Below are 15,585 nucleotides of genomic sequence, written 5' to 3' on the forward strand. Positions count from 1 at the left end.
CGGGAACTGCCATAGCCAAAAACAACTGGTAAGGGCAAAGAACTGGGCTTGGTGTTCCACCAAAGCAAAAAGGCAAGGCACCGAAGCGGGCAGACCCTCTATGCAAAAATCCTGCACAAATTGCAACATTACCTCGGAGATATCGGCTCAAAGCAGGGATTGTTGCAGGAAAGGCAGGATTTTGTCTGGAAATGGTCGATATCCGAGGCTATTGCTGCATTTTGTGCAACAATTCATAGGAATAGCCCAGGATTAAAAATCTAAGTTGCAAATCTTGCAACATTTCGACTTGCTGGTGTGTATGAGCTTGAGAATCTCAGGCTTCTGCTGGCATGCGGCCTCTGGGGTGTGGACTAAACTGAAAAGTTAGTGGTAACTACTGCGGCTGAAAGCGAGTGCTGGCGGTAGTAGTAGCTACTGTGGATGATAGCGCCAGCTGGCGGTACAGATGACTGCTGCAGCTAATTAGCGTAACCACCACAATAGTACAACTAAGGTTACCAAGAGCAACTGCCAGAGGTGCATCCTCATGTCCGAAATTCAATCCATCCGCACACTCTTCAAACGGCGATAATCGGTAGGCGTTGTGCCGAAGCTGCGCTTGAACATCCGGTGCAGGTAGCTGCTGCTGGTGAAGCCGCAGCGCTCGGCGATGGCGGTGACGGGCAGGTCGGTGTTCTCCAGCAAGGCGCACACTTCGCGCATCCGCACCTCCAGGATGACATCGACGATGCTGTTCATGGTCTGCTGCTTGTAGAGGCGGCTGATATAGATGGGTGACATGTCCAGTTCATCGGCGATCTGGTTCAGGCTCAGATGAGGCTTCATGTAATCCTCGTTGATCTTGGCGTTGATCTGGCAGATGAGGTCGTGCTGCTTGGTGTTCTTTTTGCCGGCCAGCTGCTCCTGCAGGGTATGGAAGAGGGCGGCGAAAGCCGCCTCCAGCTCCTCTATCGTCTCGATGGCATCCAGGCTGGGCAGCTCGGCCAACCCATCAATTTGTAAGCGGTTACGCTTCTGGATCGAATTTACGATCTCTCTGACAGTGACGCTAAGTCTGGACACGGTTAACTGCGCGGTCTGGTAAGGAAAGGCCCCGGTCTCGCGGATCATCGAGCTGAACTGTTCGGCGGCATCGTCCACTCTACCGCTCAGCAATGCATCCGCCAGCTTCTTCTCCTTGTCCGCCGGATAATGATAAGTGCTGGACTCCAGCGCACAGATGTCCCGGGCATTCAGGATACAGCCATGCCCATAGAACAGGCGGTGATTCGACGCCTCGCGGACCTGCTGATAGAGCTGATGCAGCTGGCTGGCATTACGGTCAATATGGCTGTAGGTCAGGGTAAGGCTGATCTTCAGATAGTCGGAGCAGGCCTGCTGAATCTGCCGGAGCAGGGCTTCGATTAGGCCGGTATCCGTATATTCCACGGGATCGATAATGTTCAGCAGCACCAGGATACCATCATCGTTCATATCTACGGTCTCCACGCGGTAGGTCTGGCCGCAGATCTCGGAGGCGATGTTCATAATGGCGAACTTGGAGGCCAGCAGATAAGAGGAGCGGGCTTCCCGGAACTCCCGGTAACGGTCAATCCGCAGCAGGATCAGCCGGTAATCATCATTGAAGGTGAAATGAATGCCCAGCTGGCGCAGCTTCTCTACCTGCTGCATGGACTGCAGCGGCTTCAGGCCGAGGATCAGGTCCCGCAGTGTATTTTGCCGGATCATGAACATGCTGTCGCGCTTCTCTGTCTCCAGAATATGCATCTCGCTGACAATCCGGTTCATCGGCAGGTAGAGGCTTCTGGACATGATCCAGGAGAGGCCGATGCCGGCCACCAGCACCAGACCTGCGATCAGCAAGGTGGTGTTGCGGATGTTGTTGGTCTGCTTCGTAATGATCTCATAGGGCGTAATTCGTACATACTGCCAGCTTAAATCATCCGGTGCCGTATAAGAGATCAGCGAGTTCACGCCCCCGAAGGGAGCGATGAAATACCCGGCCTCCCGGCCCTTGATCCGCTGCTCAATGAATCCTGCTTCCTCCGGGGTCAGCTCCTGCTGCTTCAGGCTGTTGCTGGAGCGGAAGGCGCCCTGATCATCCAGAATATAGGTCGCGCTGGTGGAATCCGCCGGGCTGGCGATCTCTTTGTTGATCCACGGAGCCGAAATATTCACAATTACCGCCGAATTAATAGCCCGGTCCCAGCCGATCGCATCCAGACACAGGAAGGTGTAGGCACGGACCTGATCGTTCTCCTGTGCGCCGTTGGAATAGACTCTAGGAATGGGAGTGAACGCCTTATAGTTCTGATAGTGGCTCAGGATATCCAGAATGGAGGTATCGACCAGCTCCTTCTCGGTATACACACCGTTCTGGCCATGGGAGGAGGCAACATACAGCTGCCCGCCTTTGGGATTATATACATAGATGGATTCGATATAAGGCATGGAGCTTAGATAGTTGCCCAGCTCGGACATGGCGGCGGTGACATCGTAGATGTCCGGCTTATCGTAGAATACGATTTTGGAGATGGTGCTGTTGCGGTAGATTTGAAAAGAAAGCGATTGCGCAGCATCCGTCATGTTCACGACCTCCCGGCTGGTCTGTGTGAGGTTGCCGAGGTCGGACTGGAAGGTCTGTTTCTTTTCTACGCCGATATAGTAGTTGTAATAAATGATGGTGGAGACCAGAAAGGTTAAGGAGACGCAAAGCGTAATGCTGACTAGCAGTCTGCTGTACAGTGCCCGTTGATTGCCGATCTTGTTCAGTCTCATCCAAAGTAGCCCCCTGACTCACTGTGTATTCTTGCGGGTACCGTCCTTGTCGTAAATGTTCATAGTACGATTATAAGCTCCAGCCTATGAACAGGACAGTGGAACAAGCTTACAACAGTGAACAGGCCGGACCCCAGCGCAGTGAACAAATGCAAGATTCGTGTACAAAAGCTACTTGTGACAGGGGAGGGGACTATTCCCTATATGACTCTGCTCTGAATGCGGAAGGTGCGCGGGGAGAGGCCGATCTCCCGTTTGAACATATTGCAGAACTGGGCGTCGTTGACGAATCCGGCTGCAGCCGAGACCTCGGAAATATGCATTTGGCTGTGCAGGAGGAGCGACTTGGCATAATCCAGGCGTTTTAGTAAAAGATAACGGTGGGGGGAGTGCATGAACCGCTCCTTGAACAGATGCCGGAAGCGATCGTAGCTGTAGCCGGACATCTCTGCCAGCGAGGCTACCGAGAGCTTGTGGCGGTAATGCTCGTTCATATAATTGAGCACATACTGCATCTGATCCTCTGCCGGGGAATGGAAATCGGAGGCACTGAGCAGCCGCTGGAGATAGACGGTAATTTCACTCATCTGCAGATTCAGCAGCTCGCTGAACCCGTCGCGCTTGCGCTTGAACTCAGCGCTCATCCGCTGCAGGGTCTGTAGTACTGTGTGCTCTTTATCATCGTCAAACACACCGGACAGTGAATTGATCACCGGATTGCCGCAGTGAAAGCCGACGAACAGCACCTCCGGGCTGGGCTGATGATTCTCATCATGCTTGAAGCCAGCCGGAATGAGGGCGAAGGTAGAGGGCCGGAAGTGATAGCTGCGCTGGCCGATGCTGCAGGTGCCCTGACCGTGGATGTAATAGACCAGCTCGAAGCACTCATGCTGGTGCGGAGGGATATAGGTACCTGCTTCATGTTCTGCATTTACAATATATAGGACACGATCCATGATGAGCCTCCCTTGATCGTCATTTAGCCGAATCGTACAAAAACATGACCGAAAATATATAAATATTTATGTTTTCATTTGATATGATCTTATCAATAAAACCGAAGATTCTCAACTGGACTGGCCATCTTGTTCGGATATTTTACGGTTTTTTAGCGAAATGTAACATGAAATGTTTGGTTTTCAGAGTAAATTGCTTATTTTCAGAATTTCAACAGTCGCTTATTCATGCTGCCCGATTCGAAGGAACCAACAAAACGTGTAATTGGGATTTTATGCTATTCAGCAGGGTGGATCTATTACAAATAGGGGTGTGAACTTAGAAAAATGAAAAAGAAAATGCTCACTTTAATGTTACTGGCAGTTATGGTACTGGTCGCTGCATGCGGGAACAACAAGTCCGGGAACGGGAATGGTGCGGCAGCAACTCCGGGAACGGATGCGGAAGGCGGCGCGGCTGCGGGGGACAAGCTCAAGGTGGTGCTGCTGATTCCGGGGACGCTGGGGGACAAGTCGTTTTTTGATGCGGCGAACAATGGTCTGCAGAAGGTGAAAAGCGAGCTTGGCGCAGAGACGAAGGTTGTGGAAATGGGCGCTGACAAGACGAAATGGGAGCCGACTTTTAATGATATCGCTGCTGAGGATTGGGATGTTGTCATCTCCGGCGGCTCGGAAATTACAGAAATGTTCAATGCAACGGCAGAAGCAAATCCCGATAAAAAATTCATCAACTATGACACCGACATCGAGGAAGCGCCTGCCAATATGTACAATATGTCTTACTCGACCAATGAGGTCTCCTTCCTGGCCGGAGCGGCTGCGGCGCTTGCTACCCAGTCTGATATGCCTAATGCCAACAAGGACAATGTGATCGGATTCCTGGGCGGAATGGACATTCCCGGCATCAATGCCTTCCTGGTTGGTTACATTCAGGGAGCACAGTATGTTGATCCGGAAGTGAAGGTAGCTGTCTCTTATGCCGGAGATTTCGTAAACCCTGCCAAGGGCAAGGAATTGTCGCTGATCCAGTATAACTCGGGCGTGGATATTATCTTCAACGTGGCGGGCGGTACGGGCCTTGGCATCTTCGATGCAGCGAAGGAAAAGAACAAATATGCAATCGGCGTCGATTCTGACCAGGCGATGCTGCTCAAGGATACGGATAGTGCGAAGGCCAACCTGATCGTTACTTCCGCGATTAAAAAGATCGATTCCGCCATTCTTGGCGCAGTGAAAAAGCTGCAGGACGGCACGCTTGAAATGGGTAAACGCGATGTGCTTGGCTTCGTTGAAGACGGCGTAGGCATTGCCGAGAACGAGATCTACAAGGCGGCTTTCCCGGCGGAATTGCAGACCAAGATTGAAGAAGTGAAGCAGAAGCTGATCAATAAGGAAATTAAGGTGGATAACGCAATGGGTATGGAGACTTCTGAAGTGGAAGCCATCCGTAATGCTGTTAAACCTTAAGGACATGAATAAAACTTTGGTTGAAAGGCGTTGATGACCCATGGCAAATGCTCTGCTGGAAATGCGGGGAATCACCAAAGTGTATCCGAACGGTGTGGTTGCCAACAAGGACGTTGAGTTCTCCCTGCGCGAAGGCGAGATCCATGCGATTGCGGGTGAGAACGGAGCCGGTAAATCGACTCTGATGAAAATTATGTTCGGAATGGAGAGCCCAAGCGAAGGCGGGCTCTACATCCGGGGAGAACAAGTGAAGCTGCAGTCCCCGCAGGACGCGATTGACCGCGGTATCGGTATGGTGCATCAGCATTTCATGCTGGTGCCTTCTTTTACGGTGGCGGAGAATATGGTGCTCGGTATGGAGCCGAAGAAGGGCGTTGGCTTCAATTATGCAGAGGCCGTACGCCTGACGGAAGCAACTGCACGTAAATATAATCTCTCAGTGAATGCCAAGGCGAAGGTGGAGGACCTGAGTGTCGGCATGAAGCAGAAGGTGGAAATTCTGAAGGCGCTGGTACGCGGGGCCAAGATTCTCATTCTCGATGAGCCAACGGCAGTGCTGACTCCGCAGGAGACGGAGGAGCTGTTCCATGAGCTGCAGCAGCTTAAGGAGCAGGGGCACACAATTGTGTTCATCTCGCACAAGCTGAAGGAGGTCAAAGCCATCTGTGACCGGATTACCATCATGCGCGGCGGCCGGAGTGAAGGCGTCTTCGAGACCAAGGAAGTAACGGAGCAGGAGATCTCGCGGCTGATGGTCGGGCGGGATGTGGTGCTGAAGTATGACAAAAGCGATCTTCCCTACGGTAAGCCGGTGCTTACAGTGGAAGGGCTGAGCGTCTCAGACAGCCAGGGAAAAGCGCTGCTCTCCGAGCTCAGCTTCTCGGTCCGTGAAGGCCAGATTGTCGGCATCGCCGGCGTTGAAGGGAACGGACAGACACAGCTGATCGAGGCGCTGACCGGCGGCCTGCGCGGGGTTGGCGGCAGCGGGTCAGTACAGGTGAAAGGGAAGGATATCCGTGAGCTGGATATTCTGGACATCCGCAACCTGGGGGTATCCTATATCCCTGAGGACCGGATGCGCCAGGGCTCTGCCGGAGAAGCCAGCATTGCCGACAATCTGATCTCCACGCGCTACCGTCAGAAGGATATGAATAAAGGGCCTTTCCTGCACGGGTCCAGAATTGCTGCGCTGGCCTCTGCGCTGGTCGAGGAATTCAAGGTGCGCTGCTCCGGCCCGCAGCAGCCGATCGGCATGCTGTCCGGCGGTAATATGCAGAAGGTAGTCGTAGCCAGGGAGTGTTCCACGAATCCGCAGCTGCTGATCGCCGAGCAGCCGACCCGGGGCGTGGATATCGGGGCTGCCCAGTTCATCCACCAGAAGCTGCTGGAGCTGCGCTCGGCGAACTGTGCCACGCTGCTGGTATCAGCGGATTTGAATGAAATTCTGGAGCTGAGTGACAGTCTGCTCGTGATGTATGAGGGCCAGATTGTTGCCTATTTCGAACATCCGTCAGCAGTCGGTGAGGAAGAGCTGGGGCTCTACATGCTGGGCATTAACCGGCAGGACAAAGAGCAGACCGGGAGGGCCGCATATCATGTTTAAAGTCAAATATTTCGAGGCGATCCGCACAGCGGCGGTCATCGTCATTGCACTTATTATCGCGTTCCTGATCATCTCGCTGGTCAGTGACCACCCGGTGAAGACAATCGGAATCTTCCTCTGGGAGCCGTTGTCCACGAAGGGCCATGTCGGCAATGTCATTGAAATGGCGATTCCGCTGATGTTCACCGGCCTTGCGGTCTCCCTGCTGTTCCGGGCCAATATGTTCAACCTGGGAGCGGAGGGGATCTTCTATTTCTCCGGTGTCGTGACTACTGCGCTGGCGATTCATCTCAGCCTGAACAGCTGGTTCCATCCGGTAGTGGCGATTCTTGCGGGCTCGATCGTAGGGGCACTGCTCTCAGCCATCCCCGGTATTCTCAAAGCGAAGTGGAACGCCAATGAGCTGGTGACCTCGCTGATGTTCAATAACATCCTGTTTGGGGTGGGGCTGTACCTGCTGAACTACCATCTGCGGGATGCCAAGGCCTTTGCCAACGTTTCTTTTAAATTCGAGAAAACGGCCCAGCTCAGCAAGCTGTTCGCCGGGACGCGGATTCACACCGGACTTATTATTGTGCTGGTGCTCATTGTGCTCGCTCATCTGTTCCTCTACCGGACCAAATGGGGCTATGAGCTGCGGATGACCGGGGTTAACCGGGACTTCGCCCGTTATTCAGGCATGAAGACGGCCAAGGTAATCATTCTGGTCCATCTGATCGCCGGGTTCATTGCCGGTATGGGCGGCTCGGTGGAGGTGCTCGGGATGTACAGCCGGTTTCAGTGGACCTCCTTGCCGGGCTACGGTATGGATGGTGCTCTGGTGGCCATGCTGGCCAAGAATAATCCGTTCTCCGTCATTGTCTCGGCGCTCTTCCTGGCCTATATCCGCATTGGCGCCGATATGATGTCGCGCCTCTCCGATGTGCCGTCCGAGATGATCTCGATTATCCAGGCTGTCATTATTCTGCTGATATCCGCTGAGCAGTTCCTCAAGTTCTGGAAGAACCGCATGCTGCTGAAGGAGGCGAAGGAAGCATGAACAGTCTGCTGAATGTCATTCTGACGACGGATTTTGCCTTCTCTGTCCTGCGTGTAACCACGCCGATACTGTTCGCTGCACTGGGGGCGCTGATCTCGAACCGTGCCGGAATCATCAACATCGGGATGGAAGGGATCATGCTGGTCTCGGCGCTGGCCGGGGTTATCGTGAGTGCCTATACGCAGAGCGCCTGGGTGGGATTGCTTGGGGCGGTGCTGTCGGGAACGCTGATTGCGGGCATTTTGGCTTTTTTCACCTTAAAGTTCAAGACCCACATTATTCTCGGCGGGGTGGCGATCAATATGTTCGCTTCCGGCGGTACGGTATTTATTCTGTATCTGCTGAGCGGTGACAAAGGCTCTTCCACCTCCTTGGCGAGTAAAGTGCTGCCGAGTATAGATATTCCGCTCCTGCAGGATATTCCGGTGCTGGGCCCGATTCTGTCGGGGCACCACATTCTGACGTATTTCTCTATATTGTCAGTGCTCGTAGTCTATTATCTGCTCAACCGTACACCGCTTGGACTGCGAATCCGCTCCGTAGGCGAGAATCCGCATGCGGCCCAATCAGTGGGCGTCAGTGTGGTCCGCATCCAGTACAGCGCGCTGCTGCTCAGCGGCTTCTTCGCCAGCCTGGGCGGAGCTTATATGTCGATGGGCTATCTGTCGCTGTTCACCCGCGATATGATTGCCGGCCGGGGCTGGATTGCCATCGCTGCTGAATCCATGGGCCGGAGCACCACCGTGGGCACAGCGCTGACCTCGCTGCTCTTCGGCGCAGCTGACGCGCTCTCCAATGCTTTGCAGGTGCTGAAGATTCCGGCTGAGCTGATCGCTACGCTGCCTTATGTGGCAACGGTGATCGGTCTGATTATCTATGCGGTCTCGGAGACACGGAAGAAGAACAAGAAGCTTAAGGCTACTGTTACGAAATAAACAAGGTAGATAAGGCACACGAAAGAAATTAGCGAAAAGCAAAAAGAAGCGGAGGGGAAATTTGGAACTGTAGGAGCGATAGCGTCCGCCTTTGTCACCGGATTTCTACCGCGAAGAGCGGTTCAAAATCAAGAAATCTGGTGACAACAGCGGCCGGAAGTCCAAATGTTCACCGCAGCTTCGACCAAGCTTCAAGTTCAACTCTTAAGTGCGTCTTATCTAGCCATTCACAACTAATCAAAGGGAGCGACAACGATGCCAACACCTATCATTATTGACTGCGATCCGGGGCATGACGACGCGATTGCCATTCTGCTTGCGCTGGCACATCCGGGAGAGCTGGATATCCGGGGGATTACAACCGTTGGCGGCAACCAGATTCTGGATAAAATCACCGACAATGCGCTTAAGATTCTCAGCTTTGTAAATGCAGATATTCCAGTAGCCAAGGGCGCTGCTGCGCCGCTGCTGGGCAAGCTTGTTACCGGAGAGGAAGCCCACGGGGAGTCAGGCATGGATGGCCCGGCGCTGCCGGCGAGCAAGTTCAAGCCCGTAGAGCAGGGGGCAGTAGAATTCATGCTGGAGATTATCCGCGCCTCAGATGAGAAAATCACTCTGGTGCCTACCGCCCCGCTGACGAATATCGCTCTGCTAATTACCGCTTACCCGGAAGTGAAGGAGCGGATCGAGAAGATCTCGCTAATGGGCGGCGGACTGGCTTACGGCAATGTGACCCGGACAGCGGAGTTCAATATTTATGTAGACCCGGAGGCGGCGCGGATCGTTTTCGAATCCGGCATTCCGATTGTCATGAGCGGACTGGATGTGACAGATAAAGCGGCGATCTTCGAAGAGGAGATTCAGGAGCTTAAGACGCGCGGTCCCGTGTCCGTCATGGTCGGTGAGCTGCTGGATTTCTATTCGATCTACGGGAAGAAAATGGGCTTTGTCGGCAATGCGCTGCATGACCCTTGCGCCATTGCCTGGCTGCTGCACCCGGGGCTGTTTGAATCCGAGCACCTGTATGTAACAGTAGAGACCGAAGGCAAGCTTACCCGCGGCATGACTGTGGCAGACCGCCGCAAGAAGCCGGACCAGCCTGCGAATACGGAGGTACTGCTTGGTGTAGACCGCGAAGCCTTCATCAAGCTGCTGTTCGATTCGTTGGAACGGTTAGACCGGCAACTGGGGTCTCCGGCAGGAGAATCCTAGCGGATGGCGGGCTGGGAACGTCTGCAGGAGACGGTAAGGTTCGAGCTGCAGCAGCGGATCGAGGAAGGCTGCCAGCCGGGCAGTCTGGCGGAGAAGCTGGATGCGGCCGGGAGCGATGAGGACAAGCTGATGGAGGTATACCGGGAGCTGATGGCACTTCCCGTGGACGGAGGCTTCCCTTACCAGGAGCCGTCGGATCTGGACGCGATCCGGCAGCTTCGCCCGGAGGGACCGCGTAAGCTTGCGTTGGACTGGACGCCGGACCAATGGAGAGACAGGTTCTACGGGGCTTGGCTCGGGCGAAGTGTAGGCTGCGCGCTGGGCAAGCCGCTGGAATATTGGGACTATCTGTACGGGAAGGACGGCCGGACCGGCTGGGAGAATATCGAGCTGTGGTTCCGTGGTGCGGATGCCTGGCCGATTACAGGCTATACCCCGGAATTCTCTACGGCCCGGGAGGAATACGGCCTGGGCTTAAGCGACTGGTCGTTCACCAGCACACGTGAGAAAATCAGCTACATGGAGAGCGATGATGATATCCGTTATACCGTGCTTGGCCTGATGCTGCTGGAGCAAAAAGGGCTGAACTGGGACTCCTGGGATATCGGCAAGCTGTGGCACGGGCATCTGACCTACAGTCAGGTCTGTACGGCGGAAACACAGAGCTATATGAACTTTGCTCAGGAGACCTCCCATCTGCACGGGGAGAAGCCGGCGGATTGGCCGCTGCGGCAGGAGCGGGTACGGATGCATCTGAATCCGTACCGGGAATGGATCGGTGCAGCAATCCGTGCGGACGGCCTGGCTTACGGGGCGGCCGGACATCCCGAACTGGCGGCAGAGCTGGGCTGGCGGGATGCCTCCTTCTCACATGTGAAGAACGGGATCTACGGCGAAATGTTCAATGCCGCGATGATCTCAGCGGCATTCGCGGGTCTCAGTAATGAAGAGATTGTGCAGATTGGCCTGAGCGAGATTCCACAGACGAGCAGACTGGCTAAGGATGTGCTGCGGGGCGTAGAAATTGCACAGCAGGCAGGCAGTGAGCGTGAACTGGTCAGCACCCTCTGGAACGAGTTCAGCCATTACGACCCGGTGCATACGAACAACAACGCAGCCATTGTGGCCGCCTCGCTGATCTACGGCGGCGATGACTTCGAGAAAGCGGTGGTCACCTCCGTATCAGCCGGAATGGATACCGACTGCAACGGGGCCACCGTCGGCTCTATTATGGGAGCGAAGCTGGGGGCTGCCAAGCTGCCGGTCCAATGGACCGCACCGCTGAACGACCTGCTGTATGCAGACCTGCCAGGCTTCCACCCGATCGCCATTTCTGAGGTCGCGGAGCGCAGCTATCAGGTGTTCCTGAAGCTGCGGGCGGAGCTGGGGGAAGCGAAACAGGGATAATACAAATACTAATTATAGTTGAGGCTTTTTATGAAGTCGCCTCGCACCGGATGTTTTCAGAGGAAAACATCCGGTGCGATTGAGCGGCTTTTTTGTTGATTAGGAAATGATGATTTGCGTCCAATGTGGAAGTGTCTTATGTACTTCGCTGATTTCACCGGACAAAATGGGCAGCGCGTGAGCATCTGGGCTAAATGTAGTCGAAAAACCGACCACATTCGGCACGGCAGAGGCGTCTGGGCCGGATATGGTCGAAAAACCGACCACATTCGGTGCGGCAGAGGCGCGTGGGCCGAATATGGTCGAAAAACCGATCACATTCGGTGCGGCAGAGGCGCGTGGGCCGAATATGGTCGAAAAACCGATTACAATGGGGATGCCGCAGACATTTTGTTCTCGAAATATAAGAATTTATAGGTTTCCCCCTACAAATTTTCCTTCTATTTCTCGCCGAAACGGTACCGTCCTTAAAAAGGACAGCAATGCCGTTTCCACTTGTATGGGAAGGAAAGTTTGCCGAATGTATGTGAAAAACCGAATACAATAGGCCGTTAAGAAGGTAAGTTGATAACAGGGAAGTCTACAGCCAAACCATACTGGCTGCGGACTTCCCTGTTTCGTTTAAAGAAAGCCTCGCTCAACTTAACATTCACAGGATTAAACTTGTATGTTAGCATTACTTGTAATTCTATTACTTACCAAATTTTGATTATGGAGAGGGGAGCGGAGCTCATGCTGAAAGTCATGATTGTGGACGATGAACCCTGGGTTCTGGAAGGACTCCGGACGATGGTGGACTGGGAAAAGTGCGGATTCGAGGTATGCGCTGAAGCGCTTAGCGCCGGGGAGGCGCTGCGGCTGATCCGGGAGCACAGGCCGGATCTGCTGCTGACGGATATCAATCTTCCGGTGATGAGCGGCCTGGAGCTGATTGCGGCGGTGAAGGAGACGGTGGACCCGCCGCCCCGGTTCGTGATCCTGAGCGGGTATGACGATTTCAACTATGCCCGGACTGCACTGCGCCACAAGGTGGACGGCTACCTGCTGAAGCCGGTGGATGATGAGGAGATCGAGGAGCTGCTCGGGAAGATCCGAGCTATTATCCGTTTTGAAACCGCTTCCAGAATAGAGGAACGGAAGAAGCATAATATTCTGGTGCATAATCTGATCAGCCGTTGTGTCCAGGGGGATTGGAGTGAAGAGCTGGAACACGCCGCCTGCGGTCTGCTGGGGCTTCAGCCTGATACAGAGCTGCAATGCATACTTGCTGCTGCCATATCAGGTTCAGGTACGGTGAGCCTGAATGAAGGGGATACCGAAGGCTTCCCGGATCACCTGGGCTATGTGTTCCAGGACCCGGCCGGAAGGGCCGGGCTTCTGATTCGCTCAGCCGGACTGTCCACGGAAGCGCTGGAGGCAGCAGCCGCTCAGGTGCAGAAGGTGCAGTCAGCGAAGCTGGGGGTACCGGTGGCTGTAATGATCAGCGGCCGGGGGAACGGCCTGCGCGCCGTCCAGGAGCTGTACACCCAGACGCTTGAGGTCTGGGGGCTTAAATACCGGAAGGAGCGGGGCGGAATTTTCTACTACAACGATCTGCGTACGGCCCGCTTGTCTCCCGAATTCACTGACGGGCACTTTACGCGCGTGCTGGATGAGGTGAAGGAAGGCGTGCCTGAGAGAATCCGGGCCGCTGCCAGGGAAGCCTTCGCAGCCATGACCGCCAAGAGGGTGAGTATTGACGCTGCACAGGCTGAGGTAGCCCATCTGGAGATGACCTTATGCCGGAGTATTGCCGAGATGCAGGGAGACCCCGACCAGATCATGTGTGCGATGCACAAGGAGTACGGCAACTTGGGCGGACTCACGGACTATTACAAGCTTAGCCTGTATGTGGACCGGCTCTGCCTGGAGACCGCAGCGTACCTCACCGAGCTGCGGGCCAATAATGAGGGGAACACCATCTATAATGTGATCCAATACGTAGATCTGGAATTCCGCAGCAAGCTGCAGCTCCAGGACCTTGCCAGACAGTTTCATATGAATTCAGCCTATCTGGGCCAGCTGTTCCGCAAGGAGACGGGGCGCAGCTTCAGCGATTATCTGAATGAGAAGCGGATCGAAGCGGCCAAAAGCCTGCTCAAGCGCACCCAGCTCAAGATATCGGATATCGCGGTGCAGGTGGGCTTTTCCAATACCGATTATTTCATCGACAAGTTCAAGAATAAGGTGGGTTCATCACCTTCGGTGTACAAGAATGCCCACAACAATAAACAGCTCTAAAATAACCCCACAAAGTGGAGCTGTGGCTTCGAAGGTTACTCAGATACCGAAATCTTAAGAAAGCCGGGTGTGTGTGAGGGATGGCGACAAAACGGTTTAAATTCGGCACCATCGTTAATGATATTCCGCTAAGCTACAAGTTCTATCTCATCTACATTGTGGGTGTGCTCCTGCCGATCATGGTGCTGAATCTGGTATTCCTGGAGCGGATTACAGATCTCATCAAATCGAGGGAGCAGCAGAATCTGGAGATTTCCATGGAGCGGGCGCGGAAGGATATTCATGATTTTATTGAAGGGGGAGTCTCTGTCGGCTACACGCTGGCTGCGGATAAGAATCTGTACGAGATGCTGGACCGGACCTATACGGACTCTATCGAATTCTACAGTATGTTCAACGAACAATTGAGAGACCGGATGAACAGCTATATGCCTGTCAATAACCAGCTGGAACGAATCAGTATATTCACGAACAACCAGACGGTTGTATCCGGGGGGAATTATCAGGTAATGAACGATAAAGTATGGTTCAGTGACTGGTACCGGCAGGCCAAGAAGGCCACTACCCAGGTCTATGTTGCTGCTTACCGGATCATGGAGAACAAGAATCTGGCTTCATCCACCCCGACGCTCAGCATTATTGAGACTATGGACAATTACCGTAATCTGAACAACTATGAGAAGGTGCTGCGGATCGATCTGGACCTCAGTGAGATCTATGACATTATCGTCCGGGAACGGGATTACCTGAGCCTCTATCTGATCAATGGGGAGAACAAGATCGTGATGTCAGCGGACAGCGGCTATCAGCACATTACGGATGATCCCTATCCGGTATTCGATCAGTGGGGGGACAGTCAGGACGAGAGCGAGGGGGTTCGGGTAATGGCTGTAGGGACGGCGAATTATCTCAAAGGCTGGCGGATTGTCGGAATTACGCAGGGGGAGCGGATCTCCCAGGCGGTTCTCGATATCCGGCTGTACGCAGCGGGCCTAGCCACCACACTTACTCTTTTGACTAGCATATTCATATATATCATGCTGCGCTCCTACAACTACCGGGTGAAACGCCTGTCCCGGCATATGCAGAAGGTGACGAACGAGAAGTTCGAGCTGATCGCCATCGATGAGGGCCGGGATGAGATCGGCGGGCTAATCCACAATTTTAACCGGATGACCTCCAGAATTCACTCCCTGATCAACGATGTGTACAAGCTGGAGATCCAGAGCAAGAACCTGGAGATGGAGCGCGTCAGGGCGGAGCTTAATTTCCTGCAGAGCCAGATGAACCCCCACTTCCTGTTCAACACGCTGAATGCGATTCTGGTGGTCTGCACCAAGAATAAATATAACGATGTAACTGATATTGTGAAAAGCCTGTCGAAGCTGCTGCGCAGACTGCTGAGCTGGAAGGAGGATCTGGTGCCGGTGCGCGAGGAGATCGCATTTATCGACATGTATCTGCGGATTGAGAAATTCAGGTTCAGGGATAAATTCGACTATACCTTTGAGATCGATGAGCAGTCCCTGGATTATAAAATACCGAAGCTGAGCATGCAGCCGCTGGTCGAGAATTCCTGCAAGCATGGCCTGCAGACGATTGAGGGACTGGGGGTCATCAAGGTGGCTGCGGCCGTGCTGGATAACAGGCTGCAGATTACAGTATCTGATAATGGTAAAGGTATGGAGCCGGAGAAGCTGAAGGAGCTGATGTTCGCGGTCCGCAAGGAGGATTACTCCGGGACCAACATCGGTATCCGCAATGTATACCGCAGGCTGGAGCTGAATTACGCGGATCAGGTACGCTTCGAGATATCCAGTACGCCGGGTCAGGGAACGGTAGTGACCTTTGGTATTCCCCTGAAGCTGCTTGAGAAGAATTACTCCATGGAAAGAGAGGTATAGA

General features: G+C 53.9%; 10 protein-coding genes. 8 read left to right on the plus strand and 2 right to left on the minus strand.

Annotated elements, in window-relative coordinates:
• Window positions 1–540: 540 nt before the first annotated feature.
• Window positions 541–2,781, minus strand: coding sequence for a helix-turn-helix domain-containing protein (locus MKY96_RS01440; protein ID WP_340938091.1), 2,241 nt, complete (start codon window positions 2,779–2,781; stop codon window positions 541–543).
• Window positions 2,782–2,981: 200 nt separating this feature from the next.
• Window positions 2,982–3,737, minus strand: a complete 756-nt coding sequence (locus MKY96_RS01445) for an AraC family transcriptional regulator (protein WP_076085625.1) — start codon at window positions 3,735–3,737, stop codon at window positions 2,982–2,984.
• Between the two features lie 351 nt (window positions 3,738–4,088).
• Here MKY96_RS01445 and MKY96_RS01450 point away from each other — a divergent pair, with 351 nt between their 5' ends.
• The 8 genes from MKY96_RS01450 to MKY96_RS01485 all read left to right on the plus strand — a co-directional run bounded on the left by MKY96_RS01450 (window position 4,089) and on the right by MKY96_RS01485 (window position 15,584).
• On the plus strand, window positions 4,089–5,204 hold the full coding sequence (locus tag MKY96_RS01450) for a BMP family ABC transporter substrate-binding protein (protein ID WP_340938093.1): 1,116 nt from the start codon (window positions 4,089–4,091) through the stop codon (window positions 5,202–5,204).
• A 40-nt stretch (window positions 5,205–5,244) separates the two neighbouring features.
• Window positions 5,245–6,807: an ABC transporter ATP-binding protein gene (locus MKY96_RS01455; RefSeq protein ID WP_076085631.1), complete on the plus strand. Its 1,563-nt coding sequence runs from the start codon at window positions 5,245–5,247 to the stop codon at window positions 6,805–6,807.
• On the plus strand, window positions 6,800–7,846 hold the full coding sequence (locus MKY96_RS01460) for an ABC transporter permease (protein ID WP_340938094.1): 1,047 nt from the start codon (window positions 6,800–6,802) through the stop codon (window positions 7,844–7,846). The genes MKY96_RS01455 and MKY96_RS01460 overlap by 8 nt, the downstream gene beginning before the upstream one ends.
• Window positions 7,843–8,781, plus strand: a complete 939-nt coding sequence (locus MKY96_RS01465) for an ABC transporter permease (RefSeq protein WP_076085634.1) — start codon at window positions 7,843–7,845, stop codon at window positions 8,779–8,781. Before MKY96_RS01460 ends, MKY96_RS01465 begins: the two co-directional genes overlap by 4 nt.
• Window positions 8,782–9,036: 255 nt before the next feature.
• A complete protein-coding gene (locus MKY96_RS01470) occupies window positions 9,037–9,993 on the plus strand; it encodes a nucleoside hydrolase (RefSeq protein WP_340938095.1) in 957 nt (318 codons plus the stop codon).
• Between the two features lie 3 nt (window positions 9,994–9,996).
• A complete protein-coding gene (locus MKY96_RS01475; protein WP_340938096.1) occupies window positions 9,997–11,400 on the plus strand; it encodes an ADP-ribosylglycohydrolase family protein in 1,404 nt (467 codons plus the stop codon).
• Between the two features lie 732 nt (window positions 11,401–12,132).
• Complete coding sequence (locus MKY96_RS01480) at window positions 12,133–13,680, plus strand: response regulator transcription factor (RefSeq protein ID WP_340938097.1); 1,548 nt, start codon at window positions 12,133–12,135, stop codon at window positions 13,678–13,680.
• Window positions 13,681–13,760: 80 nt separating this feature from the next.
• Window positions 13,761–15,584 carry a sensor histidine kinase gene (locus tag MKY96_RS01485; protein WP_340938099.1) on the plus strand — a complete coding sequence of 608 codons (1,824 nt, stop codon included), beginning with the start codon at window positions 13,761–13,763 and terminating at the stop codon, window positions 15,582–15,584.
• Window position 15,585: the final 1 nt, after the last annotated feature.

It is taken from the genome of Paenibacillus sp. FSL R7-0302 (genome assembly GCF_038006885.1).
In the GTDB taxonomy this organism is placed as follows: Bacteria; Bacillota; Bacilli; order Paenibacillales; family Paenibacillaceae; genus Paenibacillus_AQ.